Below are 26,011 nucleotides of genomic sequence, written 5' to 3'. Positions count from 1 at the left end.
GTCTTGCCGCAGGTCACCCTGATGGAAGGACTCGACCTACATGACCAGCATGACACTCCCGGCGCGTGCGGAGACCCGCCCGCCGCTGCCGATACGTCCGACCCCGCACGAGCGGGACGGCCGCCAGGGCGGCGCGGGCACGGGGCGTCCACATCCGCAGCGGCACATGACAGCGGGCCGCAGAGCCGCCGACCTGGCACGTGTGGAGAAGGAGATCGGCCCCCGCCTCCCTGGCGCGATCTACCAGAACGTGGACGGGCGTTTCGAGGTCCTGGCCCTGGTCACCGACCCCGCCGACGCCGCGCAGCTGCTGCGCCGCGACAGTGCCCGGTGGGCGGTCATCGTCCGCGACACCCTGCGCCCGGACGGCCAGCCGTTCGCCATCGGCTCGGTGTGGACGACGTCGGACTACCTGATCCGCCCGGCCAGGACCGCCTACGCGCCTGCGGTCTGACGGCTCGCCACGGTCCCCCTCCCACCTCATCAGAGCGTTAGAGGTGGGAGAAGGGCCGTGGCTGGCCGTCAGGGCCAGCCACGGTGACAGCCCCGGAAGGTGAGAGCTCCGGGGCTGTCCGGTCAACAGAAACGGAGAATCCCTTGACCACGGCGATCATGACACGACCTGCGGCCCGCACGACAGTGGCCGCGGCCAACCCGGAATCCGTGTGCGACCAGTGCGGCACCTTGCACACCGGTCCCTGCGCCACGGCGGCCGGCCGCCAGCTCGGTGACCTCCTGGCCCGCATGGTGCGCGAGACCGATGCCCGTGTCCCGGCCGGGCGCCGGGCGCAGCGGACGCTTCAGGAGATGATGCCCGGCTACGAGCGGCAGCCGGTGCTCACTCTGCACCGGCCGGCGATGGCCGATGACGCCTGTCCGCTGTGCGGGCGGTGGAGCTGCACGGGCAGCGACTGCCCGCCCGGTGTGGCACCCGCGCCGAGCCTCACGGTCCGGGACGGGCGTAAGGCGGTGACCGCATGATCACCCGCCTCACCGAAGAGGAGCAGAAGAAGCTCTCCGAGAAGGTCCGCGAGGTCAACAAGCGGTCGGAGCAGCGGCCCCGCTGACGAAACGGACCGGATGACTCACCTCATACACGCGGCCCGGGCGGCGCAGCACCGTGCTGCCCGGGCCGCCCTCGCTCTCGGCCCCGGCCATCCCCTCGCCCGCCTGCTGCTGGCTGCCGCTGCCGTGACTGCCGCAGCGGCATGGGAGGCGGGATACCGCGTCGCCGACCTCCACCCCACCCGCCGGCACCACGAGAGACGGACAACCCGTGCCTGACGACCTGTACCAGCGCTACCAGGCAGCCGCCCGCGCCCACCGGGCGCACACCACCAGCTGCCCCCACTGCACCGACACCGCCCGCTGCCCCGAAGGCACGCGGCTGTGGTCGGCGTTCGAGCGACTGCAAGACGCCTACCTCGACCGCCAGCGCACCAAGCACACCCGCTGAGCCATCCCCGCTCAAATCGCCACCTCTGCGGAGAGCGTCGGGAGCTCACCCCTGCTCCGGCCATCCGGCCGCCACCACGTGAACAGCCCCGGGGATTGCGGCCCCGAGGCTGTCGTACGGACCTTCTGGGAGGCCCTGAATGAACCGCTCCATCGTACGCACCAGCTACGCCCCCGACGCCGACCTGCCCGTCAACACCAACTGGCGCGAGGACGGCGCCTGCACACGGGAGGACCCCGAGCTGTTCTTCCCCATCGGCAACACCGGCCCGGCACTCCTGCAGATTGAGGAGGCCAAGTCGGTGTGCCGCAGGTGCCCCGTGCTGGAGCGCTGCGCCTCCTGGGCGCTGGAGATGGGCGAGGCCCACGGCGTGTGGGGCGGCATGAGCGAGGACGACCGCCACCGCATCAAGCGCCGCGCCGCACGCAACCGCACCAAGGCCGCCTGATCCGGTCTGGCGGCTGCCTGATCCGCCCGCACCGGCCGCTGCACCACGGCGGCCGGGACGGGCGGTGACGGGGAGCCGGACAGCCCGGACCAGCTGATCGATGTTGGGAGTTCCTCATGACCCTGGACATGTCCAGCTACGGCAAGAGCCGCTGGGTGAAGACCCACCCGAACCACGTCTACACCTTCGGCACGCTCGAGCCCCTGCTGAGCATCCTCGACGTGCGCGGTTTTCCGCTGCACAACCTGTTCCTGATGGGCATGGACACCGACTGGGGCTCGATCTTGTTCCCCACCGAGTCCCGCGCCCAGAACGCGGCGGCCGCCCTGGAGCCCGCCTACGCGACGCGGGTCTACCTCTTCGCCACCCACGAGGGCGAAAGCGTGTGGGCGACCGACTACACCCGCCGCGCACTGGACGGCACCACGCTGTCCGCGTTCATCACCGACCTGACCCTCAAGGACGGCCGCCAGGTCATCAAGGACGGCCGGTGGATCCGCTGACGATCCGGCCTGCAGGCTGCCTGATCCGCCCGCACCAGCCGCTACACCACGGCGGCCGGGACGGGCGGTGACGGGGAGCCGGACAGCCCGGACCGACAGTTCGAGGGAGGCCCTCATGGCCACGACGATGACCCCGCTCCAGCCCGGCACGGAAGCCGCCGCCCAGGCGTGCGCCTTCGCGATCTTCGGCAGCGACATCCCGCCGATCGACCCCGACGACTACGACGGCAGCTGGCGCACCACCCTCCACGTCATCGCGGAGGAGTGGGTGGGCGAGGGCCGCTTCGAGCGGCACGCCGCCCGCACCGCGACCGCGATCAACGACCTGCTGAACACCCAGCGGCTGTTCGGCGAGGGATCGCCCGAGGCGCGCGCCGCCGGTACCGCGCTCAAGCCGCTGATCGACAAGTGCCGGATCTACGGCATCACCACCGACGACCTCCGCCGCCACGGCGCGCAGCTCCACACGAGCTGACTTCGCGCCCGCCCAGCGGGAGCCGCACCCAGTTTCGCGCCCGCCCCGTGACGCTTCGCGAGTACGGCCACCCGCCCCCGGACCGCCGGCCTTTTCGTGCGCGCGGAGCGGGTAGAGCCGGTGTCCGGTTCGCAAACAACCATCCGCACAACCGACCGCTTCGGGAACGCCTCACCGCGTTTCGGGAGCAGCCCCACCGTTTCGCGCACACCCTGACCGACCCCCTCCGGAGGCCCCCATGACACTCACCGACTGGCCGCGCACCGCGGCTGAACCCGACCCCGAGACGGCTTCACCGGCCGCCGTTTCGGGAACGCCCACGCCGGTTTCGCAGACGCCCGGCACCGTTTCGGAGACGACGGCGTTCGTTTCGGAGACGGAAAGCGGAACCGGAACGAAGCCCTCCCCGGCGAAGCTGACCGGCACCCAGAAGTGGACGGCCGGAGCGATCGTCGCTGCCGCGCTCGCCCTCGCGGGCATCGGCCTGTACCTGTCCTTCGAGCACGTCGCGGCCTTCGCTTTCGAGGAGCTGCGCTTCGGCTCGCTGGACAAGGGCAAACTCTTCGCCGTTGGCGTCGACGTCGGCATCATGGTGATGATCGCCGTTGACCTGCTGATGGCCTGGCTCAAGCGCCCCATCAGCTGGATCCGCTACCCGGTGTGGCTGCTGACCGCCGCGACGGTCGTCCTCAACGCCGCGTCCGGCGCCCCGAAGGACCGGGCGTGGGAACTGCTGGACTACGTCGCCGCCGGCGCCCACGGCGTCGTACCGGTCCTCTTCATCATGGTGGTGGAGCTGGGCCGCACCTCCATCGATCGCGTTGTCCGCCCTGACCAGGGAGAACGGGACTCCATCCCGTGGCTGCGGTGGGTCCTCGCCCCGGTCGCAACCGCCCGGATCTTCCGCCGGATGCGGCTGTGGGGCGTCACCTCCTATCCGGAGATGATCCGCCGCGACCAGCAGCTCATCGCCTACGAGCAGTGGCTCAAGCGCAAGTACAAGGGCGACATCTCCAAGGCATCCGAGGACGAGCTGCTGCCGATGAAGATGGCCCCCTACGGCTACACCGTCGACCAGGCCCTGGCCATGCCCGACGAGCAGGAACAGGCAGCCCAGGAGCGCGCGGAGGAAGCCGAGCGCCGCCGCCTGGACGCGGAGACGCGCAGCGAGGTCGCCAAGGCGGAGTCCGAGGCGGAGCGGCTGCGCGCCAAGGGCAAGGTGGCGATGGTCCAGGCGGAGGTCGACGGCCAGACCGGCCAGGCCCGCGCGCACGCCCGAGCCCAGGTCAGCGCCGCAGAGCGGGCCGCCGCCCTGGAGCAGGAGGCGCTGGACCAGGCCCTCATCGCCGAAGCCCGCGCCCGCGAGGCGGAGGCGGAGCGCAAGGAGGCCCAGGAGCGCGAGGCCAAGGCCGAAGCGGACCTCCGCGCAGCCGAGCTGGAGCGCCAGGCAGCCGAGAAGCGGAAGGAAGCGGCGGAGGCCGACCGGGTCGCCGCGGCGGAAGCACAGGCCATCGAGACCCAGGCCATCGCCGAAGCCCGCCAGGCCGCTGCCGAAGCGAACCGGCGTGCTGCCGAAACGGAGAGGGCCGCCGCCGAAACACGGCGGGTCGCTGCCGAAGCCGACCGCAAGAAGGCGGAGGAGGAACGCCTCGCAAAGGTCGCTCTCGCTGATGCCGCGCGTGCCGAAAAGGAAGCTGCCGAAGCCGAGCGGGCTGCTGCCGAAACGCGGCGGGTCGCTGCCGAAATCGAGCGGCGCGCGGTCGAAGCCGAGGACGTTGCGAAGCTCAAGCCGCGCGAGCGGGCGGTCCGCCGGGTCGCGCGGATGATCCTCGCGGCCGGCGGCGACGCCGACCGGCTGCCGCTGGCCGACATCCAGCACGAGCTGGCGGTCACCTCTCCCGGTACCGCCTCGGAGTACCGCCAGGAGGCAGCCGAGCTGCTCGCCGGCGGCTACCGACCTTGATCCACCGTCCGGCACACACCAGTGAGGGCCAGCCCACGGCCATTGGGCTGGCCCCCGCTGCGACTGCCGGAAGCAGTCAACAGCCCCCCGAGTACAGCAGATCCGACCCCCACGGAGGACCCCGTGAGCACCGAAGACAAGCCCTTCTTCGACGACCCGAACGCGGCGCTGCGCGAGATCGCGCAGAACCCCGCCGCCTACGCGCACTACCTCGCGGACTTCCACCGGGTCGTGCTGGACATGGCCGCCAAGCTGGAGGTTCTCCAGCGCGAGACCCGCGTGCACTGCCGTGGGACCCGCGTGGAGGGCGACAAGATGGGCCAGGCTTTCCTGCGCTCTTTCCCGGTGGAAAAGTCCCTGAACGACGTCATCAAGCACCTCAAGGGCGTCACTTCCGGCCTGGAAAAGAGCGCGCATAAACGCCACGCCCACGACGAAAAGGTGAAGGAGGTCAGGAAGCAGCGAAAGGAAAAGGCGCTGCTCAAGGAGTGGAAGAACAACCCGCCGCTCCAGGCCGCCCCGGAAAACCCGGGACAGCAGGGTGCGCAGAGCCCGAATATGGGCTATGGTGGCCCCACGTCGATTTACAACCTGGACCGCAGGGAGTCGGCGTGAGTGCAGGTCGCCCGCTCACGAAAGCAGAGCGGAAGAAATTCAACCGTGCGGAACATGAGCGGAAAATCAAGCAAGAACTGATTGCTCAGCACGGGGAAGATCTCGGCACCTTCTACGCCTGGCTCCGGGTTGTGAATATCAGGGGCACGCAGGCTTACCGCGACGACGGAGACCTGACGTACATCCGTGAGGTCGTGCGCGCCCTGCACAACGTCCACAGCCGCCACGGCGGCTAGCTCCCCGCGTCCCGCACGAAGGGCCGCCCCCGATCCTCGGGGGCGGCCCTTCGGCGATCCCAACGCGTGCCGCGCGTGACGCGTGCCGCGCGTGTCGCGCACGCGCGTACGCGAGGCCGGTGCCGACTGTCAAGCCCAGGAGGAGGGGTCGCGTGTCCGACGACACCGACAGCAACGTGCTTCACCTCCCCACCCGGGGCAGTGATTCCGGAGGAATGCCGGACGCTCCCGACGGCGGGGAACTCTTCTATTCCGAACCGCCTGACAGCGGCTCGGACAGCGTCGTTCCCCCGGAATCCCCGGCGGAGACGACCATGGAACTCCCGACTATTCGCGGGCCTATTTCCCCGGAAACCGCATTGCGGGAAACGGGAATGCCCGCCGCGCCGGATTCCGACGACGGAGAATATGAGGAAGGCGAATACGTCCAGCCTCGTTCTCTCGCCGATAGGCTCGGTGACTGGCTGGAACTGCGGATCGAGATGGCGCGGGACCGGCACGCCTCCGAAGCGCCGTTCCGTGAGGCGGAAATAGCGCGCAAGGCCGCGCTGCTGGAAGCCCGCACCGCTCAGGAAACCGCGATGATGGAGCAGAACGCCAAGCTCCACACCGCGCAGATGAAGGCGAAGGCCGACAAGGCGGCGGCGCGCGGCAAGGCCGACGCGGCGCGGTCCTCCAGCTCCGGCATGGGCGCCGACAAGGGCGGCCGCTCGAAGGCCGGCGGCGGGGGCGGCTCACGCGGAGGCGGCGCCAGCTCCGGCGGATCAGGCCGGGGAAGCGGCGGCGGCCGGGGCTCGGGAACGAACGGGTCCGGAGGAACCGGTCGCGGTTCCGGGAGCGGCAACTCCCCCAAGGGCACCGGGAAGGGCTCTGATCGATCCTCTGGCGGCCGTGGGGGTGCCTCGAAGGGCAATGAGTCGTCCGGGGGCCCGAAAGGCCGCCAGAACGGCTCTGGAGGCTCTGGCAAGCCCGGTACGGGCAAGGGCAGTTCGGGCGGCTCGGGCAAGAACGGCTCGGGCAGCTCGGGCTCCGGCAAGGGCGGCTCGAAGGGCGACGGCGGCAAGTCGAAGGACTCGCCGGCCTCGAGCCCCCGGGCCGAACGTGCCCGCGGCCGCCAGGAGCGCGCCGCCGCCCGCCAGTCCGCCCGGCAGCAGCGGCGCAGCGCCAACCAGGCTGCCAACCTCGCCGACCGCAGCAAGGACCGCGACCAGGACCGCGCCAACCGGCAGGCGGAACGGGAGCAGCGCCGCGCGGCGAAAGCCGAGCGGAAGGCCGCGAGGAAGGCGAAGCGGGAGGCCGCCAAGGCCGCCGAAGACCGCACCACCCTCGGTGAGGCCGTGGCGGAGGAAGCGCAGCGCCGCTGGGACAAGCGCCGCGCAGCCGAGAAGGACAAGGCCGCGAAGGACGACAAGGCCAAGGACTCCAGCAGCGACAAGGACTCCGAGGCCACCACCAAGAAGATACCCAAGGACGGCCCTGAATCGGCCTCTGACGGCCCGAAGGACGGCTCCGCGACCAAGGAGCCGGACGACGGCAAGAAGAGCGGCGAGAAGCCGTCTGACGGCTCCGGCGACAAGGACGCGAAGGACGGCCCCAAGCCCGACGACGTCAAGGACCCGCCGGGCACGGACGACAGCGACGACGGCCGTTCGTTCAAGGAGAAGCTCAAAGACTTCTTCACCAAGGCCGGTGAGGACACCCCGCCCGAGCCGGAGGAGCCCTCAAGGCTCCGGCCCGAGGACTTCAAGGTCACGGTGGACCGCCCTGGCGGCCCGACCAAGTCCACGAAGACCGAAGCGGCTGAGGAGGACATCACGGACGCGGTCATCGTCGAAGACCCGTCCGACCCCTTCGGGGCCACCGTCACGAGCACGGCGAGCCTCCCGCGGGCCCCGGAGCCCCATACCCAGCGTCCCGGCACCACCCGACCCACCGCACAGGAGGACTCCGTGGCATCGGAGGTCAGCACGCCCACGTCGGGCCAGGCCGGCATGGCGGCCAAGCACCGCACCGACATCACCTTCGGCGAGTACCTGATGGAGATCGTGAACATCGCGATCGCCGCCGCGCTCGACAAGGAGCGCGCCCAGGACCTGGCCGTCGCGCTGGGCAAGGTCGCCGACGCCCTGCGGGACATGGCGGCCGACCTGGTCGGCGACCACAACATCGCCACCGAGGTCGTCGACCAGATCACGGACCTGGCCGACGCCGCGGAGCGCATGAAGCAGCTCGCCGAACGGTGCGCCACCGAGTGCGAGATCGCCTCCGAGGCCGCCCGGATCGCCGCCATGTCGGTCGGCCGTGTCTACGGCGAGGACATCCAGGCCATGGACGACGCGGGCCTGGCCCACGCCTCAGCCGCCGCTCACCACGACTAGGAAGGAGGTTCGCCGTGAGCGACCTCGCACCCACCACCGGCGGCGGCGCTGCCGCCCGCACCGACGGCGACAACCGCTACAAGGCCGTCCAGCAGAAGCTCAAGACGCTGGGCACCGCGATGGACCTGGCCAGCAACGAGCTGGAGCAGCTGCTGCGCGGGATGCGCATGAACGCGCAGCGCGCGGAGGGCCTGGCCGTCGACATCGCCAACGCCGAACTGGACCGCAAGTTCATCGAGATGACCAACCAGGTGGCCGTCGCCCTCGGTGGCGCCGCTGTGGAGGTCCAGAAGCTCCACGAGACGGCCCAGGAGGTGTCCGGCCTGGCCACGGACGCGCGGCGTACGCACGCGCGGCTGTACGAGGGCCTGGACACCATCCGCTCCGGCCGCAAGGAGCGCACCCCCAAGCCGGGCTTCTTCGCCCACTGACCCCACTCCGACTCACCGAAGTCCCTGATGGGCGGCCCGCCACCGACGGCGGGCCGCCCATCGTCACTCCCGAAGGAGAAACCCCCGTGTCCGTGCCGCGCAGCGTCGCCCTGGAGCGCACCCTCTACACCCTGGCCGCCCCGGTCCTCGCCGCGGCCCCGAACATCGCCCCCGACAGTCCCGTCAACACGGTCGTGCAGCTGGCGGGCGCAGCCGGCATCGGCGGCTGGGTGCTGGCCGCCAAGAGCGACGAGCCCGGCGCGGGCCGCAAGATCCTGCGCTGGTCCCCGCTCGTGCTCGCGGCCGCTGTCGACGTCGCCGCCAAGAACACGCCCGGCGTAGGTCCGTGGTGCCTGGACGTCCTGCTCGCCGCAGGGTGGGCGGCGGCCGGCCTGATCGTGCTGCCGTTCTCCCGGCACACCCGCCGCGGTCACCGGCCCGCGCTCGCCGCCCCGGCCCCCGCCCCGCAGCTCCAGCCCGCTCCCGAGCCGTCCCCGGCGCAGCCGGACGACGGCGCCGACGCCTTCACCCGGCAGGTCCGCTGGCTGTGGGAGAACCGCGGCATGCCCGGCCGCACCATCGTCGTCAAGGCCACCCCGCACCACGGCATGCCCAACGACCTGTCGCTGCTGCTGCGCGCCTCCGAGGCCGGGCGGCCGATCTCCGGCCTCACTCAGGAGGCGGTCGCTGCCGCGTTCGGCGTGGACGTCACCGACGTGACCATCAAGGAGGTCGTCCGGCAGTACGGGCGCGAGGGCGGCCCCGCCTGGAAGGAGGTCGACGTCACCCCCGACGCGAACGAGCGGCGCCGCAAGGCCCCCACCGCCCACGAGTGGTGGGCCGACCGGATCGGCGCCGCCGGCGGCCCGGTGCCCGGTTCCGAGTTCGTCAGGGAGGTCCGCGACCACGGCCGCCGGGTCACCCACTACATCGCCCAAGTCCCCGACGAGATGGGCGAGCCGCGCGTCAACAAGCACGCCCTGGCGGCCGCGCTGAAGACCAAGTACGACGAAGGCAGGCTGTTCGTCACCGTCGACGGCAGCCAGGTCCTGGTCTCCCTGTGGGACAGCTCGCCGCTCGCTCAGGTCTTCCCCGCAACGAGGGAGCTGCTCACCCCGGACAAGGACGGCCGGTGGGTGACCGGCTACCTCGGCAACGGCCAGCCCGCCCGCAACCGCGTCTACACCGACCGGGGAGCCGCGCACGGGATCTTCGTCGCCCCCTCCGGTGGCGGCAAGACCCAGCTGATGGGCCTGCACATCGCCGCCGACGCGTTGTGGGGGGCCGTGGTCATGCTGGCCACCGAGGCCCCGGACGAGAAGACGGCCGCCCTGGGCAAGCACACCGCCCGCTACGGCGTCGGCGCGCTCTACATGATCCGGCTCCTGCGGGCCATGGTCGCGCTCATGGAGATCCGCGGCGAGATGCCGTGGGAGGACGGCCAGGTCCACGAGTGGGACCCGACCCGGCCGGGCTGCCCCTACCGGATGCTGTCCGCGTACCTCGATGAGTTCCTCTCCGCCGCCCGCCACGGCGACTACGGCGCGGAGATCATGGACCTCGCGGAGCTGGTCTCGGTCAAGGGCCGCAAGTACGGCGTCGGCCTGAAGGTGGCCGGCCAGTCCATCTACGTCCAGGACGGCTTCACGCAGCTGCTGTGCGAGAACCTCCGCGACAACTGCATCCCCGTCGTGCTGAAGGTCGCGCCGAAGAAGGTCGGCGACATGTTCAAGGCCCTCGGCATCGCGCCCGAGCACATCCCTGACCCGCTCCCCCGCTCCTTCTCCCCGGAAGAGAAGGGCCGGATCGAGCGGATCATGCGCGGCGAGCCGGAGCCGCCCGCCGATTCCAACACCGGCGGTGCCGGATGGATCGTCGAAGGCAAGCAGCCTGAAGTCCTGCGCACGCTGTTCATGGACTTCAAGGCGGGCATCGACGGCTTCTTCCCCGACACCGTCGCCACCCTGACCGACTACGAGATCCGCGAGCTGGAAGCGCGGGACCTGTGGTTCGACTGGACCGAGCCGCCCCGGCCCGGCGAGTTCGGCCCCGAGCCGGGCGACGACGAGGACGGCGACGACGGCGCACCCAAGAAGGGCGGCGGCAAGCGTCGTGGCGGCGGGAAGTCCGCCGCGCGCCGTGACGCGGTCACCTCGCCCCGCCAGGCGCTGGAGGCCATCAAGAACCTCTCCGGCGTCTGACCCACCCCGCACCCCAACCCCCGCAGGGCCCGGCCGCACCCGGCCGGGCCCTGCTTGACCCCTGGAAGGACACACCGCCCGTGGCCGTATCGATCTCCGCCGTTGTCCTGCTCGGCATCGTCGTCTTCGTCCTCATCCGGGGCGGCTACGTACGCCTCGGACCGGCCCTGGCTTGCGGCCTGTTCGGCTTCTTCCTCGCCTCCACCGGCGCCGCACCGTTCATCACCGACGCGATCAGCACCGTCACCGGCTGGATCTCCAGCATCTGACCCCGCCCCGGCCGCCGGCGTCGAAGGCCGCCACCCCCGCCCCGCGCCTTCGACGCCCCAGGAGCTCCGATGCCTCAGACCCGCCCCGCCATAGACCAGAGCGCCACGACCACCCAAGCGTCCGCCCCGGCGAAGGCGCTGTCCCTCGAGGAACGCCTGGCGCTCATCAACACGGAGATGACCGCGCGCTTGGACGAAGCGGCCGTCGCCTACGAGGTCAACACGGCGCACATCGACCTCGAGCCCGTGGACCTGGCCGACGTCGTCACCGGCCCCGTCGACACCGGGCCCGCCCTGCTGCCCGACCTGTATCCGACCCCGGTCGCGGCCCTGCTGCAGCGCGCCCACCACCGGCTGCTCACCGGAGGCTGGTGCAAGGACGTCCTGGTCGACGAGGACGGCGCCCGCTGCATGCTCGGGGCCATCCGGATCGAGGCCCGCGGTGACAGCGGCCTGGAAGCCAGCGCGGCCGCCGTGCTTCTGGACGCGATCCGCCGCAAGTTCGGCGACGACGTCGACTCCGTGCCCTCCTTCAACGACGCGCACGGCACAGGCCGCGTCCCGATCCGCATGGTCGACCAGGCCGCCGGCCTCGCCGACGCCCGCGGCCTCTGAACCCCTGCTCCGGACCACCTGCCTCGCACCCGAACCCCTCGCGGTCGGGTGCGGGCCAGGCCGTCCGGCCTGCGCACCACCGCCCATCACACGAACCCGAGCGAGGGAGTCGCCCCGCCATGCAGTCCGACGACAAGCCCACCAACGGCCAGCCCATCAACGGTCAGCACACCCCGAACTTCCTCGACCTGCTCAACCAGGTGCCCGAGCCGCCGGTCCTCGACCTGGGGGACAAAGAGCCCGGCAAGAAGCGCTTCGCCCGGCTCCGCGCCGCGTGGGACGCCTCCTGGGAGCAGGGCGGCTTCCTGTACGAGCGGTGGGAGGAACTGTTCCAGGCCCGGCGCGGCTGGCACGAGATGGCCAACTGGATCAAGGCCGTGCTCAGCCTCGCCGCGATCTGCGCGGTCGTCGTCCTGCTGGACGCCGCCGGCGACATCGTCAGCGCCGTGCTGCACCGCCTGTCCGCCACCCGCACCGTGATCGAGCCGCCCGGAGTCGACACAACCAGCGGCCTGTGGGGCGTGATCGACAACCCGGTCCGCTCCTACATCGGGCAGCACAGCGCCGGCCTCCCCGTCCCCGGCACCGCCGTCTACGCCTTCTGGCAGCTCACCGGGCTGATCGGCCTCATCGGCGGATTCGCCGGCAGCACCGGCGCGCGCATCCTCTGGACCGGGTGGGGCCTCTCCGGCGTCGCCATGGTGTGGTCCGCCACGCCCGACGGCAGCCGCACCGTCGCCACCGGCATCGCCGCCCTCATGTGGGCGCTGGCCAGCATCGTCGCCCTGCGCGGCCTGAGCCTGCGCCCGGTCATCAACAACCTGGCCCCCGCTGCGCCGCAGGTCAACGTCTACCCCGCGTTCCACTTCCCGCCGCAGCCCGCGCCCGAGCACGACGACCTGGACGACGAACCCGACAACGTCCACCAGCTCCAGCGCTGACTTTGCGTCCATCCCGTCCCGCACCACCACCGAGCAGTGAAGGGAATTTGATGAAGCCGCAGCTGGAGGAGACCGAGTTCTGGGTCGGCACCTTCCACGGGAGCCACGACGGCCTGCCCGCCAAGGTCACCGCGACCCGCGACGACACCCGCCCCGAGCCGTACGTCTGGACGTGCACGTGCGGCGCGTCCCGCTCTTTCCCGACCGAGCACGACGTGTGGCCCACCGCCTGGCGGCACACCCACCCGACCCGCTTCGACCGGCTGCGGTCGTGGGCCGCCCGCCGCTTCCGCACCGCCCGCTGACCTGACGCCCTGCCTGGCCCTCGCCCGCCCCGCTTCTGGGGTCGGCGAGGACCGGACAGGCCGCCCGGCCGCACGTGGCGCCCCGCCGACACCAGCACGACGTCGGCGGGGCGCAGCGCTGTCCACCGACCACTGGAGGAACCGCTCGTGCTCATTCCCCGCCCGCGCCGACGGATCGGCCGGCCCCGCCCGCAGCGTCCCGGCCCTCGCTACCCGCACCGCCCCGACCGGCTGCCCGGCGCCTGGAGCAGGTGATGCCGCGCCCGAGGAAAAAGCGCCGCCGCCCCGAGGTGACCCGGGTGCCGCGCAGTGACGCGGCGCTGCCCGAGTACGACCGCAGCACGGTGCCCGAAGGCTTGGTCACCAGGCGGCAGTTACGGGAGATGGGGCTGAGCCCCGGCGACAACGAGGGCCCGGTCGCGATCCTGCGTTGCAGGCTGTGCGCGACCCGCCCGCAGTGGTCCTGCCGTCATCCCACCCGCGGCTACCTGCTCCGTGTCGACCTGGCCAAGCCCAAGCGGACGCCGACGCTCGCTCAGGAGTGGGCGCTCGATCGGGCGATGGCAGCGAGGCAGACCTGTGGCCAGTGCGGGAGGCGGTTTTACATCTGCCTCTCGAAGAAGCTCGGCTGCTGCCTGGAGTGCTTCGACGGTACGCCCGTCGACCCCAGCAGCCTGATGACCCTCCCGGCCCCAGCCGTTCACCGGCTGGCCGCGTGAGCCAGCCCCGTCCCGACCGTCCAGGCCGGGACGGGGCCCGCACAACCGGGCGGCCGCAGCACCGGCAAAGGCCGGCCGCCCGCTCCCTCACCCCTTCGAGTTCAGGAGAGATCCAGCATGCAGCATCGTCCCGCCGTCTTCGCCGCCCTTCTCGGACTGACCCGCGCCGGGAGCGCGATCGGCGATTTTTGGGTCCAGTCGGACTTCTGTGCCCGCGTGAAGGGCGCCTCCGACGACCACCCGGTCACCTACCAGGACCCGGTCACCGAGGAGAAGACGACCCACGGCACGGCCGACGGCCGTCAGGCGTGCCTTCAGCACTGCCTGACCTACACGGCCACGCAGGCGATCGTCGCCGGGGCCGGGGCCCGCGCGCTCGGCATCCGGGTCCACCCGGCGGCCGCCGCGGCCGCGCTCGCCATCTCCTTCACGACCCACTACGCCGCGGACCGACGCGTCCCGGGCAAGGGTTTGCTGGAGCGGATCGCCACCAGGACCGGCAAGGGCGGCTTCTACAAGCTCGCCGACTTCGGCATGAACGGCGCCTTCCACCTTGACTCCGCCTGGCACCACGGCTGGGAAACGGTCGCGGCCGTGGTCGCCACCACCAAGGCGACCACCCGATGACCGGCCGTTCCCGCACGCGCCTGGACCGGGTGCGCGCCTCGCTCGGCATCGCCCAGCTCGCCCTCCAGCAGGTTCAGGACGACCTGAACGCCGACGACGTCGACGGCCCGGAGCTCGCCGCGATCCTGCGCGAGCTCCAGGAGGACGTCGACGTCCCCGGCGGTCTCTTCCCGATGCTCGCGCAGGTGGTCAGCACCGCAGCGCGCCGGGCGGAGCAGATCGAGCCGGACCGCGACGGTGACGCCTCCTGCCCGCTGCACGAGGCCGCCGCCCTGATCACCGACAACGCCGGGCAGCGCCTGAACTGGGCTGCCCGCTCCCTCGACCCGCAAGGAGACGTCGAATGACCTCGGTGCTGTACCCGGACCTGCCGGAGAACGGGCTGATCGTGCTGATCGGCGCCTCCGGAGCGGGCAAGTCGACGCTGGCCCGCACCTGGCCGGCCTCCCAGGTTCTCTCGCTCGATGGTCTGCGGGGCGTAGTCGGTGACGACCCGGGTCGGCAGGACGTCACGGCTGATGCCGCCGACGTTCTCAAGTTGATCCTGGAGCGCCGGATGGCCCGGAAGCTCAACACGGTGATCGACGCGACTAATTGCGAGCAGTCCGTGCGGGTGGAGCTGGTGATGGCCGCCAAGCGGCACGGCATGCCGACCGTCGCGGTCGTCGTCGCCACGCCGCTGCCGGTCTGCCTGGAGCGCCAGGGCCCGCGGCCGGACAACCGGCGCGTTCCCGAGGACGTCGTCCGCGCTCAGCACCAGGCCATGGTCCACTCGCATCAGCGGCTCGCTGCCGAAGGCTTCAACACCATCGTCTTCGCCGACGCCCTGTACCGCCTGGAGCCGTTCCTGAAGCGGCTCTCGCAGACCCGGGAGGCCGAACTCGGGCGCGACGGCAGCACCGGCTTGGGCGATCTGCTGCTGGTCCGCCGCTTCTTCGGCCCTGAGATCCTGCCGCTGTGGCGGTGGCGGCCGGGCTCGGACCTGGTGACCGGCCGGGACCGCGTCGCGGAGATCCGCCTCGGGCAGCAGTACCTCACCCTGGCGTTCCGCGACGACGTCGACGGCGAGGGCGACTTCGGCTTCGACGTCCTGCTGCCGTGCCCCTTCGATGCGGAGTGCGCCGGCCAGGCGTGGGCGCCGGTCTACTCGGTCACCGACCTGTACAAGGCGCTGATCGGCGCCATGGACAACGACCCGGACATCGTCTGCACGGTCCACGGAGGCCCCGACGACGTCGACCAGGAGGCCGACGACCACGACCAGGACGACGACCCCGAGGGCCGCGCGGACCTGGAAGCGCAGTACGCGGACGCGGTCGCGTGAGCCGCGCCGCCGACGGCCCGCACCCGCACCCGCTCACCCCGGCCGAACTCCCGGCAGGGGATGAGTGGTGGCACGGCTGCCGCGACTGTCACCTGCCGATCCAGGGCGGGGCCGCCGGCCTCGCCGCGCACCGCCGCACCGTTCACACGAGCGCCGGTGATCCCCGGCCGCCCATCACGATCCACCTGGACCTCTGACCGGCGGGCCCGTTTCCCAAGTCTGGGAAACGGGCCCGGCGTGACGGGCGCTCCGTGCCGCCCCGGCCTCCACACGACGGAGGCCGGGGCGGTCGCGGTGGTCCCTCACCACCGAGCACAGAGAGGAGCTGGACGTCATGCACCTGCGGATCTACGAGGTCGACGTCCCGATACACGACAGCACCAATCCCGACCGGCGCGGCGTGCACGTCTTCACCGGCGTCGCCGACTCCCCCGCCGCTGCCCTGCGCCGCGCGCACGAGGTGTACGACGCCGCGCTCGCCGCGCACACGGCCGGACGCGAGATCCCCGGCAAACAGCCGGACAGCTGGGGAGCGCGCGGGCTTCGGCCCGGCTGGCAGATGGAGTGGCCCGCCGCGAAGGCCGGCCTCTGGCACAACCCCGTCAGCTGGACCACCCGCAGCGACTTCGCGCTGTAGCTCCGCCCCGGGACAGCCGCTCTGCTTGGCGGCTTGACGGCTGCCCCGGGCCCATCCATCCCGCACGAGACGAGACGGAGAACCCAAGTATGTCGTCCCTCCTGCGCGTTCAGGGCCGGATCGGCCAGCGCACCCTCTTACTGACGACCGCCGCCGTGCCGTTGACCGGCTGGGCAGTCCACGCGGTCACGCTGCACCGGCAGCTCGCCGCCACCCGCCGCGACCCGCTGACCGGTCTGCTGCGCCGCGACTCCTACACCGCCCGCGCCCGCCGGCTCCTGGCCCGCCACGGCGACGACACGGCCGTGGTCATCGTCGACCAGGACCACTTCAAGGCCGTGAACGACGACTTCGGGCACCCGGCCGGGGACGCCGTCCTCACGGCGACCGCCGCGCGGCTCACCGCGTGGGCGGGCCCCCGCGCGTCCGTCGGCCGCCTCGGAGGCGATGAGTTCGCCGTCGTCGTCCACGTGCCCGCCGCGCGCCTGGAGCAGCGACTCGCGCAGCTGGTCCGGATGCTGCGCACCCCGGTCGTCCTCGAGGACGGCCGCACCGTCGACGTCGCCGCCTCGGTCGGCGCCGCGACCCCGCGCACGGTCGGCTCCCGCGACCTGACCGTCCTGCAGCGGGCCGCCGACGCGGCCCTGTACGACGGCAAGCACTCGGGCCGCGCCGCCGTCGCCTCGCCCGCGCACACCACGGTGCCGTCCATCAACGGCCGCCGCGCCGGGCGCCCCGGCACCGCGGTATGGGGGCGAGCCGCATGAGCGTGATCACTCTCCCCGAAGGCGACTGGATCCGCGGCATCACCATCCGCCAGCCGTGGGCCACGTGCATCCTCGCGGGCAAGAACCCGGAGAACAGGCCGGTGCACTGGCCGTGGGAGGGCTGGGTCCTCATCCACGCCGGGAAGACGAAGCCGGAGCCCGCTGTGCTGCGCGACCCGCTGGTCGCCACCGCGATCCGCGGCCGCGAACTGCACCTGGGTGCGGTCATCGGCGTCGCCCGCCTCACCGGCTGCCACCCCGATCAGGGGCCCGAGAAGTGCGCCAGCCCCTGGGCGGAGCGCGGAGCGCACCACCTGGTCCTCGACGACGTCCAGGAGCTCGCCCTGCCCGTGCCCGCCACGGGCGCGCTCCCGGCCTGGAAGCCGAAGCCGGACCTGGTGGCGCAGGTGTTCCAGCAGCTGCCCGACTTCCGGCCGTGACCCGCCAGGGACGCACGAAGAAGGAGAAGCCGCCGTTCGAGCCGGGCCTGATCCCGGCTCCCGGCGAGCTTCTCGTCTGGCGCGACGGCCAGCACTTCGACCGCTGGCAGGACCTCCCCTGCACTCTGTGCGGCCAGCCCACGCCCATGCGCTCCCACTCCGGTGAGCCCGTGCACAAGGCATGCGCGGAGGGCTGGATCACCGCCAATCCCGTTGAGGCCCGCCTCGGGCGGTTCGCCTCCGACCTCGCGCCGAAGCCCAAGTCCAAGGGCCAAGGCGACCACGCCTGACCTCCACCTGGAGGACCTCCATGAGCAGCACCGACCGCGACGTCGACCACGCCCTCGCCTACCCCGAGCCGCCGGCCTCCCCGCTCTGGCACCGCCACGGCGCGAAGGCTCGCCCGCTCACCCCCGAACAGCAGCGGCGCAACCGCGAGCTGCTGGACATCGCACAGCGCACCACCCGACCCCGCTCCCCTCGCCCCACCGAGATCCTGGCGGAGGCCAACTGATGGACACCAAGCACTGCGTCATCGACGGCTGGGTCGACGGCAGGCCCGCGCCCGGCCCGCGTATCGGGACCGCCACCTTCGACCTGATCGTCCGACCCGACGACATCGACGCGCTCCCCGACGACGCCCCCGACACGGTCGTCACCTGCACCAGCGGCGACCCCCGGATCACCCACGAGCTGCTGAACGGCATCCAGCCCGGCGACCTGCTGCGCGTCACCGGCACCCTGGTCCAGCCGCAGACGCCCGGCGATCCCGCCCGGCTCACCGTCGACGCCCTGGAAGTCCTGGACACCGGACTCATCCCGGTCCTGCGGGACATGGTGATGGACCGCTACGGCGACTACTGCGTCATCTTCGACGCCGACACCGAGAAGGCGCCCGTCTTCACCGCCCTCGGGCAGTGGGTCGGCGAGGCGGACAACCCCGACGCCATCGCCACCCTCATCGACATCCACGAGCGCGTGAATGGCGGTGACGCCTGATGGCCACGACCAGCACGCAGGCCCGCACGGTCCTGGAGCGGTTCCCCGCCGGAGGCCCCCGCGGCTCCTGGCCGGCCGAAGAGTTCGCCGCCGCCCAACGCGCCCAGGGCACCAACGCTCAGGTCGTCATGGACCTGCGCACCGACCAGTTCCTCGTGGTCACCGACACCACCACCCAGTAGCACCGCCCCGGAGCGCCGCGCCCCGCCCTTCCCGGCCGGGCGCGGCGCTCCGCACGTTTCCGCCCTTCACCCCCGAGCAGGAGGCACCCTTGCACCCGATCCGTCTGATCTCGTTCGGCTACCTGCACCTGCCCACCGGCCCGGACGGCTCCCCCGTCCCGCCCGCCGCCGACCGGATCGAAGACGTCCGCGACCGGCTCCGCGACCCGGCCGCCGCCCGAGACATCCTCGACCTCGACGGCCTCAACCCCCGCGTCCAGGACGTCGTCCTCAACACGCCCGGCGCCCGCGAGCTGCTCGCCAACCTCGCCGACTACGCCGACCTGCCCGCCGGCCCGCGCCGCATCGCCATCGGATGCGCAGGCGGCAGGCACAGGGCATCCGGACTTACCGAACTCCTGGCCCGCGAACTGCGCGCCCGCGGCCGCCAGGTCGACGTCGAACACCTCCACGTCCATCTCCCGCGCGTCCTCAAGGCGGCCGACACCAACACCGGAGCGAGCGCATGACGACCACCGGCCTGTACGACCTGGTGACCAGCGAGGGCGACGACGGCACCAGGCACCCCGCCGAACAGCTCTGGACGCCCGGCGAGGACGCGGTGGAGAACGGCTTCATCGTCCATCGCGGCCTGCACGTCACCGGCATCGACGACCCCACCGACGATCACCTCTACCCGGTCGGCTTCGTCGCCCTCGGACACCAGCGGTGGGCCGACATCATCGAGGCCGCCGCCGCGTACATGGCCCGGGTCCACGGTTGGCGGAACCTGCATCTGTACCCGGGCGACGACCCGGCGGTGCTCATCCCCCGCATCCCGCGCGCCGTCCTCACGCACGGTGTCTTCTTACGGCACCCGCACCCGGACCACGGCTGCGGATGCGAGTGGGATGAGACCTGGCGGATGATCTGGGCACCCAGCACCGAACCCGGCGCGGTCCCGATCACCGCCATGCGACACCCGGCTGCCCCGGTGACTGCCGCCGGCATCCCCAACCCCGACGAAGGCGCCCCTGCAACCTGGGCAGCATGACCCCGATGCGGTGTGGATGAGGGCCCGTGCTCCTGTGTCGTGACAGGGGCACGGGCCCTCACGCGTTTCCAGGAGTGGAAACAAGAGTTTCCAAGTCGTTCGACGCGCTCGAACATCAGAAGGAGACAAGGGCCCGGTCCCCGCGAGCTGCGGAGACCGGGCCCTTTTTGCGTTCCTGCCGTCTTGTTTCCCGCGGGAAACGTCAGGCGCGGCGGTCGAAGCCGAGCGCGGTGGCGACCTTGTTGTACTCCTGCGCGGGCATGCTGTTCGGCGCGAAGATCGGCACAGGGCAGTCGTCGCGGTAGATCTTCGGCATCTCGCCGGACCAGTGAACGAGCGGCAACAGGAGTTCGCCGTAGGCGTCCTCCAGCTCTGCGAGCGTCTTGAAGTGCTCCTTGGTGCCGTATGAGGAGTTGGGCGCGGCGCAGGCGAGGATCCGCTTCACCTCGGGGGAGATGCCCTTGGTGATGTACTTCCGCTGGGTACGGATCTCGTGGAGCTTCTTCTCCAGGCGCACGAGTGCGCCGGCCTCCTTGAAGGTGCACAGCACCGGTGGAAGGACTTCGCCGTCGACGTCCTTGTCCAGGGCGATGAACGCGGTGACGGTGGTGCGCCCGTAGGTGGCCGGGCAGTCGATGAGGACGGCGTCCCACTCGCCGTCCATCGCCGCCAGGCCGTCGCGGATCCAGTACGAGTCGGCGTTGCGGTGGTCGTTGAGGAGCCGCTCGGCTTCGTCGATGTCGGGGTCGTCGATGTTGCCGGGGACGATGTACAGGTTCTCGATCAGCTCGTACGCGGCATCGGGGTCGTCCGGGTCGATTTCATCGACCTGGTACCGGGCCTGAACGACGGCGTCCTTCAGCTCGGTCTGTTCCTTCATGACGTCCGTGATCCCGAGTTGCCCGTCCCGGAACGTGCTGTAGCCCAGGACCTGGCTGCTGTTGCACTGCGGATCCAGGTCGATGACCAGGACCCGGTACCCGCGCTGCGCGATGATCGTGGCGAGGCTGGTGCAGGAGCTGGTCTTGGCGGTGCCGCCGGCCTTGAGGGCAAAGACGATGACGCGGGTCTTCTCGAGGACGCGTGCTCTGGCGAGCGCTGCGGTGCTGCTGTTCATGGAAGTCTCCGGAGAGCCGGGGAGGGCGGTGTTCACTTCGCCTCCTGGGGGGAGAGGCCAAGCAGTTCCTGCTCGTACTCGGTCGGCTGGTAGGCGACCTTGCTGGTGATGAGGAACTTCAGGTGCGCGCGGTCGCGGTCGTCCCATTCGCGGTCGGTGCGGGAGGCGCGTACCTCGTTGGCGGCGAGAGCGATGGCGAACGCGGCTCGGCGCTTCAGGTTGGCATCGCCGTCGGCGGCGACCGCGTCGAAGTAGGCGCTCGCCCGTCCGGCCTTGGGCCCCTTCCCCAGGTCCCTCAGCCACTCGTGGGCGCGGGTGGCCGCCTCCTTCCACTCCTTCGGGTTGAGCACGGCGTTGACCAGGAGCGCGTTGACTTCGGAGGCACCGGCGTACCGCTCTTCGGAGAGGATCAGTCGGCATGCGAGATCGCGCTGCTCGGCTGACTCGGCTGCTGCCAGGAGCCTGCTCCGGTCCTCGGTCGACTCCTCGGACTCAGTCCCACCGGACGGCTTGCCGTCTGCGGCGTTGTCACCGGTCGTCTGGTGCGGGATCGACGTCTCGCCCTGCTGGCCGGAGGGACCCGTCTGTTCTGCTCCCTGCTCCTGGTCGTGTTTCCCGCGGGAAACGTCCCCGTCGTTCCCCGACGTGTTATCGACGGGAGTGGAGCTACTCGACTTCGTGTTTCCCGCGGGAAACACAGTTGCTTCGAGCTTGAGCCGGTTCTTCGCTGCCTCCGCCGTGATCTTCTCGTCCTGCATCCAGCCGAATGCCTTCAGCTGGAGAGTGTGCGCAGCCTCGGAGGAGTTGCTGTCCTGGTCGTCCTTGATGGTCGACAGCGTGTAGCCGGCCTTGGGCGAGGTGCTGCCCGCGTGAATCGAGTCCTGGATTTCCTGCGGGAGGTCCAGCAGGTTGAGGATGCGTGTGACGCTTCCCCGACTGCCGTAGCCAGCCCGCTCGGCGATCTGCTCACCGGTGAGGCCGCGCCGCCGCAACAGGTCAAGCTGGAGGGCCTGCTCGATGGGCGTGAGGTTTTCCCGATCCTTGTTCTCACTGATCAGGTTCTCCTCGACCGTGCGCTCCTTGGCCCACTTGTCGCGGAGAATCACCAGCATCGGCTTCCCAGCCTTGAGCGCAGCTTCACGGCGACGGTGGCCGGGACCGAGGATGTAGGTCCGATCTGGGTGCGGCACCTGGTCCGCCCACTCCGGGTACATCTCCATGAACAGGTCGGTGTGCATCACGGCACCGGGCGTGTGCACCCCCTGACGCTGGACGCTGTCGACCAGTTCGTCGATGTTCCCCAGCCCGAGACGCTGGTTCATGGGGTTCGGGCTGATGTCGGCCGGGTCGTGCTCGAACAGCTCCCCGTCCTCGGGGTCAAGCGTGTGAATCCCCGAGGGTCCCGGGTTGGGCACGTCGACCCCGGCCTTCGCCCGCTCTTGGTTGAGCTTGCCGCCGCCCTTGTTCCGCATGGGCTTGCGTGGCGCGGTCATGAGTCCTCCGGGATGGTGCTGTGGTGATAACGGAGGGAACCCTAGCGGTCGCCCCCACAGCGGAGAGCCCCTTGGGCGCCGATGTTCGCTCTGAAGGGCTGAGCGGTGGTCGGCCTGTCGTGTTTCCCGCGGGAAACACGACAGGCCGGGCTTGCCGCAGGCGTCACTGGACCAGGTGCCACAGCAGCATGAGCGGCGAGACGCCGGTGGCGGCGTGGCCCAGGATTTCGGCTGCCGCCCAGGTGCCGGCCGTGTAGCCGAACCCGGCGAGGAAGTGCCGGGTGGTGAGCCGGACCGCCTTCCACATCAGCGCGCGGAGGCGGGCGCTGAGTATGCGCAGGCGGCGAGTGAACTGCTGACGGCGGTTGGGCTGGGCAGGCTGCGGAGCGTCCGCGATGGACACGAGTCCCCCTACGGGTACAGACGGGCCAGGGTGATCGGCTGCGCCGGGGGCGCAGCGTCCGCGGGGAGTCGCCGCGCGGTCGGCCGTCCTCGTAGGGGTGGTGCTCATCAGCCCGAGGTGGCTGTGAGATGCAGCGTAGGGCACATCGGGGCGGTTGGTTCCCCCGCTTGTGGAAGCCATGGCCTTCTCCTCTCGATCAAGGGAGCCGGACCATGGACCACCCAAGACGCTTACGTCGCGGGCTCGATCACGACTCTCCTTCACCCCCTGGGGCGGGAGGGATTCCTCCAGACAGCAAGACCGTGGAAGAACTTCGCCGCCGTATCAGATCGGCGTGCTTGCGTCGCGGGGTGACCCACTCGTAGATGTGCGCTCGTTGACGGTGAAGTCGTCTGCTGGCGGTCTTCGGGGTGTGTGAGGCGCGTGTGATCGGGTGCCGCGCAGCATTTACATGGCCCTCGTGGTGTCCGCCGGGCGGGCACGGTGTCAGCGGAAGCGCCCGCTGGACGGGACCGGCAGTGAAGTTCCGGTGAACTCTCCCGCCGTACGGGATCGCGCTTTTTCACAGGTCAGAGCCGGTGTCCCCTGTGGGGATGCTGAGTGTCGCGAAGGTTCAGAGGCGCAATGCGTGGCGTTACTACGTGCGCGGAGTTGCGTTCGGGGACGGCCGCCGTCCGGTCGGCCAGTCCCTCAAGGAAGCCCAGGAGAAGGCCGGCCTTCCGCCGGGGAGGTGGCTGGGGCGCGGCCTGGACGCGCTCGGGCTCACCGAGGGCGCGGAGGTGTCCGAGCGGCAGATGGAGCTCGTCTTCGGGCAGGGCCGGCACCCGGACGCCGACCGCATCGAGCGGCACCTCCTGGACGACGGCGTCGACCCGGCCACCGCACGACGTGCGACTGTGCTCGGGCAGCCGATCGAAGAGATCGAGGCCCGCAAGCAAACCCCGCTGCTCGCCCTCGACTTCACCTTCCGGCCGCAGGCGTCCCTGATCGTGCTGTGGGCACTGGGAGACGCCAGGACGCGGCGGATCATCGAGAGGGCACACAAGCGGGCCATCGCCAAGGCGCTGCGCTGGCTGGAGGATGAGGTCGCACAGACCCGGTGGGCCTCCGGCCGCGGCCGCGCGAAGACCCCGGCCCTCGTGGTCGCCGCCTTCCGGCACTTCGACAACCGCGACGGCTTCCCGCTCCTGCACGACCACTGCCTTGTCCTCAACCGAGCGCAGCACCTGGACGACGACGGCGAGCCGGTGTGGGGCGCCCTGGACACCTTCCGCCTCTACCGGAATGTGGTGGCGACCGGGACGCTCTACACCCTCGCGATGACGACCGAGGTGTGTGAGGAGCTGGGACTGGCGACGGTGCCCCGGGAGGTGACGCCGGGTCTGCGCCCGGTGATGGAGATGGCCGGTGTCGACTCTGAGCTCATTGCCTGGTCTTCCACCCGCCGCCAGCGGATCGAGGACGTCCTGGAGGGCCTCACCTACAAGTTCGCGCAGGAGCACGGGCGGCTGCCCGGCGAGCGCGCCCGCCACGGCCTCGGCTGGCAGGCGGCGCAGGACACCCGCCCTGAGAAGAAGACTCCGCGCCCGTTGAAGCAGCTGCTCGCGTGGTGGCGGGCGTCCGCGCTCCTGAAGTTCGGCAGGCAGATGGTCGACGGGCTCCTTCGGCGCTGCCGCGCGGCGGGCGCGGCGATCCGGGCCCGGGTGGATCCGCGCGTGGACGCCGTACTCGCGGCCGTCGACGTCGCCGCGGTCGTCTCCACCGTGCGCGGCAAGTTCGCCCGCCGCCACGTCCTGGCCGAAGCCCGCCGGCACCTGCTGGAGACGCTGCGCGGCCAGGAGTTCACGCGCGGCCTGGACGACTACATCGCCGACCGTGCCCTGTCCGCCCACAGTCGTCAGTCCACCGTTCCGAAGCCCGGCCGCCGGACTCCGGATGCCGACCAGCTCTTCTACACCGCCGACTTCGCCGAGCCCGATCGCTGGTGGATCGCCGGCACCGACGGCAAGCCTCCCCGCGAGTCGAGCCAGTACGAGCGGGCCCGGGTCGCCAGCCTCGCCGTGCAGAACGCGATCCGCGCCGCCCGCACCCCGCCCGCCGCCGCACGGGACGCCGCCCCGGCCGCCGGGCACACGGAAGACCACCACGATCAGGCGTCAGACCCGCCGCACGCCGTCGACCATCCGGGCCGGGATGCCGTGCTCACCCCAGCGCAGCGGGCCGCCGCCGTTCAGGCCCATCAGCAGGCCGCGATGCCCGAGGAGTATCTGGAGGGCCGTACGACTGACCCGGCGACGTGGCTGCGCACACCGGAGAACCTGGAACGGCTTGCCGCATTGACCCGCACGGCCAATGCCCGCCGCCGCGCCTTCGAGGCCCGGCCGAAGCCCGAGCAGCCCGCCGACGTGGTCAAGCCCGCCGACCAGCAGCAGCACCACACGAACCGGCCCGACCACGGCAGGGGAGCGGGCCGTGAGCGGTGAGGGATGGCAACCGGCCAGGGCGTGGCCGATCTGCGACTTCACCCGCGAGCCTGCGGGAGCCGGAATGAGAATCGGGGCGTTGGCACCCCGTTCCCGCGGCTGCGCCCCGGCCGCCCGGCACCCGCATTGGAGCGCCACGTTGCCCTACGAGGCCCGCGATCTGAACCTGACCGATCCGACGAAGGGCTACCTGAACTTCGTCCTCTACACCGAGCCCCAGCGCGGCGCCGTCACGTCGTCGCTGAACGCCGTACTGGAGATCGAGGCGCAGCAGACCGTGACACCTCACTTCCAGGAGTGGCTGAACAGGCTGGTGCGCTGCGAGCCGAACGCGATGCACTGCACACTCGTGGACCCGAAGACGATTCCGGCCCTGTTCCACCCGTGCGTCACGGAGGACAAGGCCAGCCCGTCGGCCATCGACGGATCGGGCTGCCTGTGTCGCCGGACCTTCTACGATCCCGAGTTCGGGCTGCCCGTCGTGGGCGAGCACTTCAAGCACGCGGGCACCGGCGGCACGGACCAGTGGAGCTACAAGACGTACGCCCCGCTCGAACTGCGACCGGACGACGTCTTCAGCCGCTTCTACACCGGCCGCAGTCTGTTCTGGGCCCGGACGGACAAGGGCGTGCTCTCGCTCCTTCCGCAGAGGAACGCCCTGGGCTACGAGATCGGGTACAGCGGCGGCGGCCCGCATGCCCTGGCCGCCTACCTCACCCAGGTCGCCACCAGCGACGGGCAGCACACGACCGCCGGGGCCCAGTACGAAGACGCCCACCCGGCGATCCTCGCGTGGACCCAGAGCAAGGCGGCGGACCGTGGCACGAACGAGCTGTCGCTCAGCGACCTCCAGGCCATGATGACGAGCTGACCGCATCACTGGCCGCGCCGGCGCCCACGGACCGGATGTCCGTGGGCGCCGGCGCGTTCGGATCCTCGAGGGCCTCGGAG

General features: G+C 71.2%; 35 protein-coding genes. 32 read left to right on the top strand and 3 right to left on the bottom strand.

The features are described 5' to 3' along the window. The first annotated feature begins 40 nt into the window (after positions 1–40). The 30 genes from ACPXCS_RS37070 (at position 41) to ACPXCS_RS36925 (ending at position 19,564) form a co-directional block, all read left to right on the top strand. Complete coding sequence (locus ACPXCS_RS37070) at positions 41–454, top strand: hypothetical protein (protein ID WP_425971179.1); 414 nt, start codon at positions 41–43, stop codon at positions 452–454. Positions 455–612: 158 nt separating this feature from the next. Next, entirely contained in the window at positions 613–981 is a 369-nt protein-coding gene (locus tag ACPXCS_RS37065) for a hypothetical protein (RefSeq protein WP_406723363.1), read from the top strand. A gap of 295 nt (positions 982–1,276) precedes the next feature. Then, positions 1,277–1,456, top strand: a complete 180-nt coding sequence (locus ACPXCS_RS37060) for a hypothetical protein (RefSeq protein WP_331740985.1) — start codon at positions 1,277–1,279, stop codon at positions 1,454–1,456. A gap of 139 nt (positions 1,457–1,595) precedes the next feature. Continuing rightward, a complete protein-coding gene (locus tag ACPXCS_RS37055) occupies positions 1,596–1,904 on the top strand; it encodes a WhiB family transcriptional regulator (protein ID WP_331740986.1) in 309 nt (102 codons plus the stop codon). 116 nt (positions 1,905–2,020) lie between these two features. After that, positions 2,021–2,407, top strand: a complete 387-nt coding sequence (locus ACPXCS_RS37050; protein ID WP_254585069.1) for a hypothetical protein — start codon at positions 2,021–2,023, stop codon at positions 2,405–2,407. A 115-nt stretch (positions 2,408–2,522) separates the two neighbouring features. Further along, positions 2,523–2,882, top strand: coding sequence for a hypothetical protein (locus tag ACPXCS_RS37045; protein WP_425971177.1), 360 nt, complete (start codon positions 2,523–2,525; stop codon positions 2,880–2,882). A 238-nt stretch (positions 2,883–3,120) separates the two neighbouring features. Further along, positions 3,121–4,845, top strand: a complete 1,725-nt coding sequence (locus ACPXCS_RS37040) for a DUF2637 domain-containing protein (protein ID WP_425971175.1) — start codon at positions 3,121–3,123, stop codon at positions 4,843–4,845. A 123-nt stretch (positions 4,846–4,968) separates the two neighbouring features. Then, positions 4,969–5,460 (top strand): hypothetical protein, encoded by a 492-nt coding sequence (locus ACPXCS_RS37035; protein ID WP_425971174.1) that lies wholly within the window; start codon positions 4,969–4,971, stop codon positions 5,458–5,460. Beyond that, positions 5,457–5,696: a hypothetical protein gene (locus tag ACPXCS_RS37030; RefSeq protein WP_189292999.1), complete on the top strand. Its 240-nt coding sequence runs from the start codon at positions 5,457–5,459 to the stop codon at positions 5,694–5,696. The genes ACPXCS_RS37035 and ACPXCS_RS37030 overlap by 4 nt, the downstream gene beginning before the upstream one ends. 152 nt (positions 5,697–5,848) lie before the next feature. Further along, positions 5,849–8,074 (top strand): ATP/GTP-binding protein, encoded by a 2,226-nt coding sequence (locus tag ACPXCS_RS37025; RefSeq protein WP_425971173.1) that lies wholly within the window; start codon positions 5,849–5,851, stop codon positions 8,072–8,074. A gap of 14 nt (positions 8,075–8,088) precedes the next feature. Next, positions 8,089–8,505 (top strand): conjugal transfer protein TraB, encoded by a 417-nt coding sequence (locus ACPXCS_RS37020; protein WP_425971170.1) that lies wholly within the window; start codon positions 8,089–8,091, stop codon positions 8,503–8,505. A gap of 86 nt (positions 8,506–8,591) precedes the next feature. After that, complete coding sequence (locus tag ACPXCS_RS37015; protein ID WP_425971169.1) at positions 8,592–10,706, top strand: chromosome segregation protein ParM; 2,115 nt, start codon at positions 8,592–8,594, stop codon at positions 10,704–10,706. 80 nt (positions 10,707–10,786) lie between these two features. Then, on the top strand, positions 10,787–10,975 hold the full coding sequence (locus ACPXCS_RS37010; RefSeq protein WP_425971168.1) for a hypothetical protein: 189 nt from the start codon (positions 10,787–10,789) through the stop codon (positions 10,973–10,975). Positions 10,976–11,044: 69 nt separating this feature from the next. Next, the gene (locus tag ACPXCS_RS37005; protein WP_425971166.1) at positions 11,045–11,590 is read left to right on the top strand and encodes a DUF6197 family protein; all 546 of its coding nucleotides are present in this window, start codon (positions 11,045–11,047) and stop codon (positions 11,588–11,590) included. Positions 11,591–11,709: 119 nt separating this feature from the next. Beyond that, on the top strand, positions 11,710–12,531 hold the full coding sequence (locus ACPXCS_RS37000) for a hypothetical protein (RefSeq protein ID WP_425971164.1): 822 nt from the start codon (positions 11,710–11,712) through the stop codon (positions 12,529–12,531). Between the two features lie 50 nt (positions 12,532–12,581). Next, entirely contained in the window at positions 12,582–12,836 is a 255-nt protein-coding gene (locus ACPXCS_RS36995; protein ID WP_425971163.1) for a hypothetical protein, read from the top strand. A 299-nt stretch (positions 12,837–13,135) separates the two neighbouring features. Further along, the gene (locus ACPXCS_RS36990) at positions 13,136–13,555 is read left to right on the top strand and encodes an RRQRL motif-containing zinc-binding protein (protein WP_425971162.1); all 420 of its coding nucleotides are present in this window, start codon (positions 13,136–13,138) and stop codon (positions 13,553–13,555) included. Positions 13,556–13,672: 117 nt separating this feature from the next. Next, positions 13,673–14,182, top strand: a complete 510-nt coding sequence (locus tag ACPXCS_RS36985; protein WP_425971160.1) for a hypothetical protein — start codon at positions 13,673–13,675, stop codon at positions 14,180–14,182. Beyond that, positions 14,179–14,529, top strand: coding sequence for a hypothetical protein (locus ACPXCS_RS36980; protein ID WP_425971158.1), 351 nt, complete (start codon positions 14,179–14,181; stop codon positions 14,527–14,529). Before ACPXCS_RS36985 ends, ACPXCS_RS36980 begins: the two co-directional genes overlap by 4 nt. Then, positions 14,526–15,506, top strand: a complete 981-nt coding sequence (locus ACPXCS_RS36975) for an AAA family ATPase (protein ID WP_425971156.1) — start codon at positions 14,526–14,528, stop codon at positions 15,504–15,506. The genes ACPXCS_RS36980 and ACPXCS_RS36975 overlap by 4 nt, the downstream gene beginning before the upstream one ends. Then, positions 15,503–15,703 (top strand): hypothetical protein, encoded by a 201-nt coding sequence (locus ACPXCS_RS36970; RefSeq protein WP_425971155.1) that lies wholly within the window; start codon positions 15,503–15,505, stop codon positions 15,701–15,703. The genes ACPXCS_RS36975 and ACPXCS_RS36970 overlap by 4 nt, the downstream gene beginning before the upstream one ends. Before the next feature lie 137 nt (positions 15,704–15,840). Beyond that, complete coding sequence (locus tag ACPXCS_RS36965) at positions 15,841–16,143, top strand: hypothetical protein (RefSeq protein WP_425971154.1); 303 nt, start codon at positions 15,841–15,843, stop codon at positions 16,141–16,143. Between the two features lie 89 nt (positions 16,144–16,232). After that, positions 16,233–16,910 (top strand): GGDEF domain-containing protein, encoded by a 678-nt coding sequence (locus tag ACPXCS_RS36960; RefSeq protein WP_425971152.1) that lies wholly within the window; start codon positions 16,233–16,235, stop codon positions 16,908–16,910. Further along, positions 16,907–17,350 (top strand): hypothetical protein, encoded by a 444-nt coding sequence (locus ACPXCS_RS36955; protein ID WP_031045603.1) that lies wholly within the window; start codon positions 16,907–16,909, stop codon positions 17,348–17,350. Before ACPXCS_RS36960 ends, ACPXCS_RS36955 begins: the two co-directional genes overlap by 4 nt. Continuing rightward, the gene (locus ACPXCS_RS36950) at positions 17,347–17,640 is read left to right on the top strand and encodes a hypothetical protein (protein WP_425971151.1); all 294 of its coding nucleotides are present in this window, start codon (positions 17,347–17,349) and stop codon (positions 17,638–17,640) included. Before ACPXCS_RS36955 ends, ACPXCS_RS36950 begins: the two co-directional genes overlap by 4 nt. A 20-nt stretch (positions 17,641–17,660) precedes the next feature. After that, positions 17,661–17,864: a hypothetical protein gene (locus ACPXCS_RS36945; RefSeq protein ID WP_425971149.1), complete on the top strand. Its 204-nt coding sequence runs from the start codon at positions 17,661–17,663 to the stop codon at positions 17,862–17,864. Next, the gene (locus ACPXCS_RS36940; RefSeq protein WP_425971148.1) at positions 17,864–18,349 is read left to right on the top strand and encodes a hypothetical protein; all 486 of its coding nucleotides are present in this window, start codon (positions 17,864–17,866) and stop codon (positions 18,347–18,349) included. The genes ACPXCS_RS36945 and ACPXCS_RS36940 overlap by 1 nt, the downstream gene beginning before the upstream one ends. Next, positions 18,349–18,531: a hypothetical protein gene (locus tag ACPXCS_RS36935; RefSeq protein ID WP_425971147.1), complete on the top strand. Its 183-nt coding sequence runs from the start codon at positions 18,349–18,351 to the stop codon at positions 18,529–18,531. The genes ACPXCS_RS36940 and ACPXCS_RS36935 overlap by 1 nt, the downstream gene beginning before the upstream one ends. 89 nt (positions 18,532–18,620) lie before the next feature. Further along, on the top strand, positions 18,621–19,040 hold the full coding sequence (locus ACPXCS_RS36930) for a RapZ C-terminal domain-containing protein (RefSeq protein ID WP_425971145.1): 420 nt from the start codon (positions 18,621–18,623) through the stop codon (positions 19,038–19,040). Beyond that, complete coding sequence (locus tag ACPXCS_RS36925; RefSeq protein WP_425971143.1) at positions 19,037–19,564, top strand: hypothetical protein; 528 nt, start codon at positions 19,037–19,039, stop codon at positions 19,562–19,564. Before ACPXCS_RS36930 ends, ACPXCS_RS36925 begins: the two co-directional genes overlap by 4 nt. Before the next feature lie 202 nt (positions 19,565–19,766). Here ACPXCS_RS36925 and ACPXCS_RS36920 read toward each other — a convergent pair whose 3' ends face one another. The 3 genes from ACPXCS_RS36920 to ACPXCS_RS36910 form a co-directional block, all read right to left on the bottom strand. After that, entirely contained in the window at positions 19,767–20,681 is a 915-nt protein-coding gene (locus ACPXCS_RS36920; RefSeq protein ID WP_425971142.1) for a ParA family protein, read from the bottom strand. Positions 20,682–20,713: 32 nt separating this feature from the next. Further along, positions 20,714–22,174, bottom strand: a complete 1,461-nt coding sequence (locus ACPXCS_RS36915; RefSeq protein WP_425971140.1) for a ParB/RepB/Spo0J family partition protein — start codon at positions 22,172–22,174, stop codon at positions 20,714–20,716. Positions 22,175–22,337: 163 nt separating this feature from the next. Next, positions 22,338–22,577 (bottom strand): hypothetical protein, encoded by a 240-nt coding sequence (locus ACPXCS_RS36910; protein ID WP_425971139.1) that lies wholly within the window; start codon positions 22,575–22,577, stop codon positions 22,338–22,340. 641 nt (positions 22,578–23,218) lie between these two features. Between ACPXCS_RS36910 and mobF the strand changes: the two genes are divergently transcribed. Both mobF and ACPXCS_RS36900 read left to right on the top strand, forming a co-directional pair. Next, a complete protein-coding gene (gene mobF, locus ACPXCS_RS36905; RefSeq protein WP_425971137.1) occupies positions 23,219–25,060 on the top strand; it encodes a MobF family relaxase in 1,842 nt (613 codons plus the stop codon). Positions 25,061–25,139: 79 nt separating this feature from the next. After that, positions 25,140–25,931 carry a hypothetical protein gene (locus ACPXCS_RS36900; RefSeq protein ID WP_425971135.1) on the top strand — a complete coding sequence of 264 codons (792 nt, stop codon included), beginning with the start codon at positions 25,140–25,142 and terminating at the stop codon, positions 25,929–25,931. The last annotated feature ends 80 nt before the right edge of the window (positions 25,932–26,011 follow it).

Origin of the sequence: Streptomyces sp. DT190 (genome assembly GCF_049846985.1) — a bacterium.
Taxonomy (GTDB): Bacteria; Actinomycetota; Actinomycetes; order Streptomycetales; family Streptomycetaceae; genus Streptomyces.
This window is presented reverse-complemented; position numbering and strand designations above follow the sequence as displayed.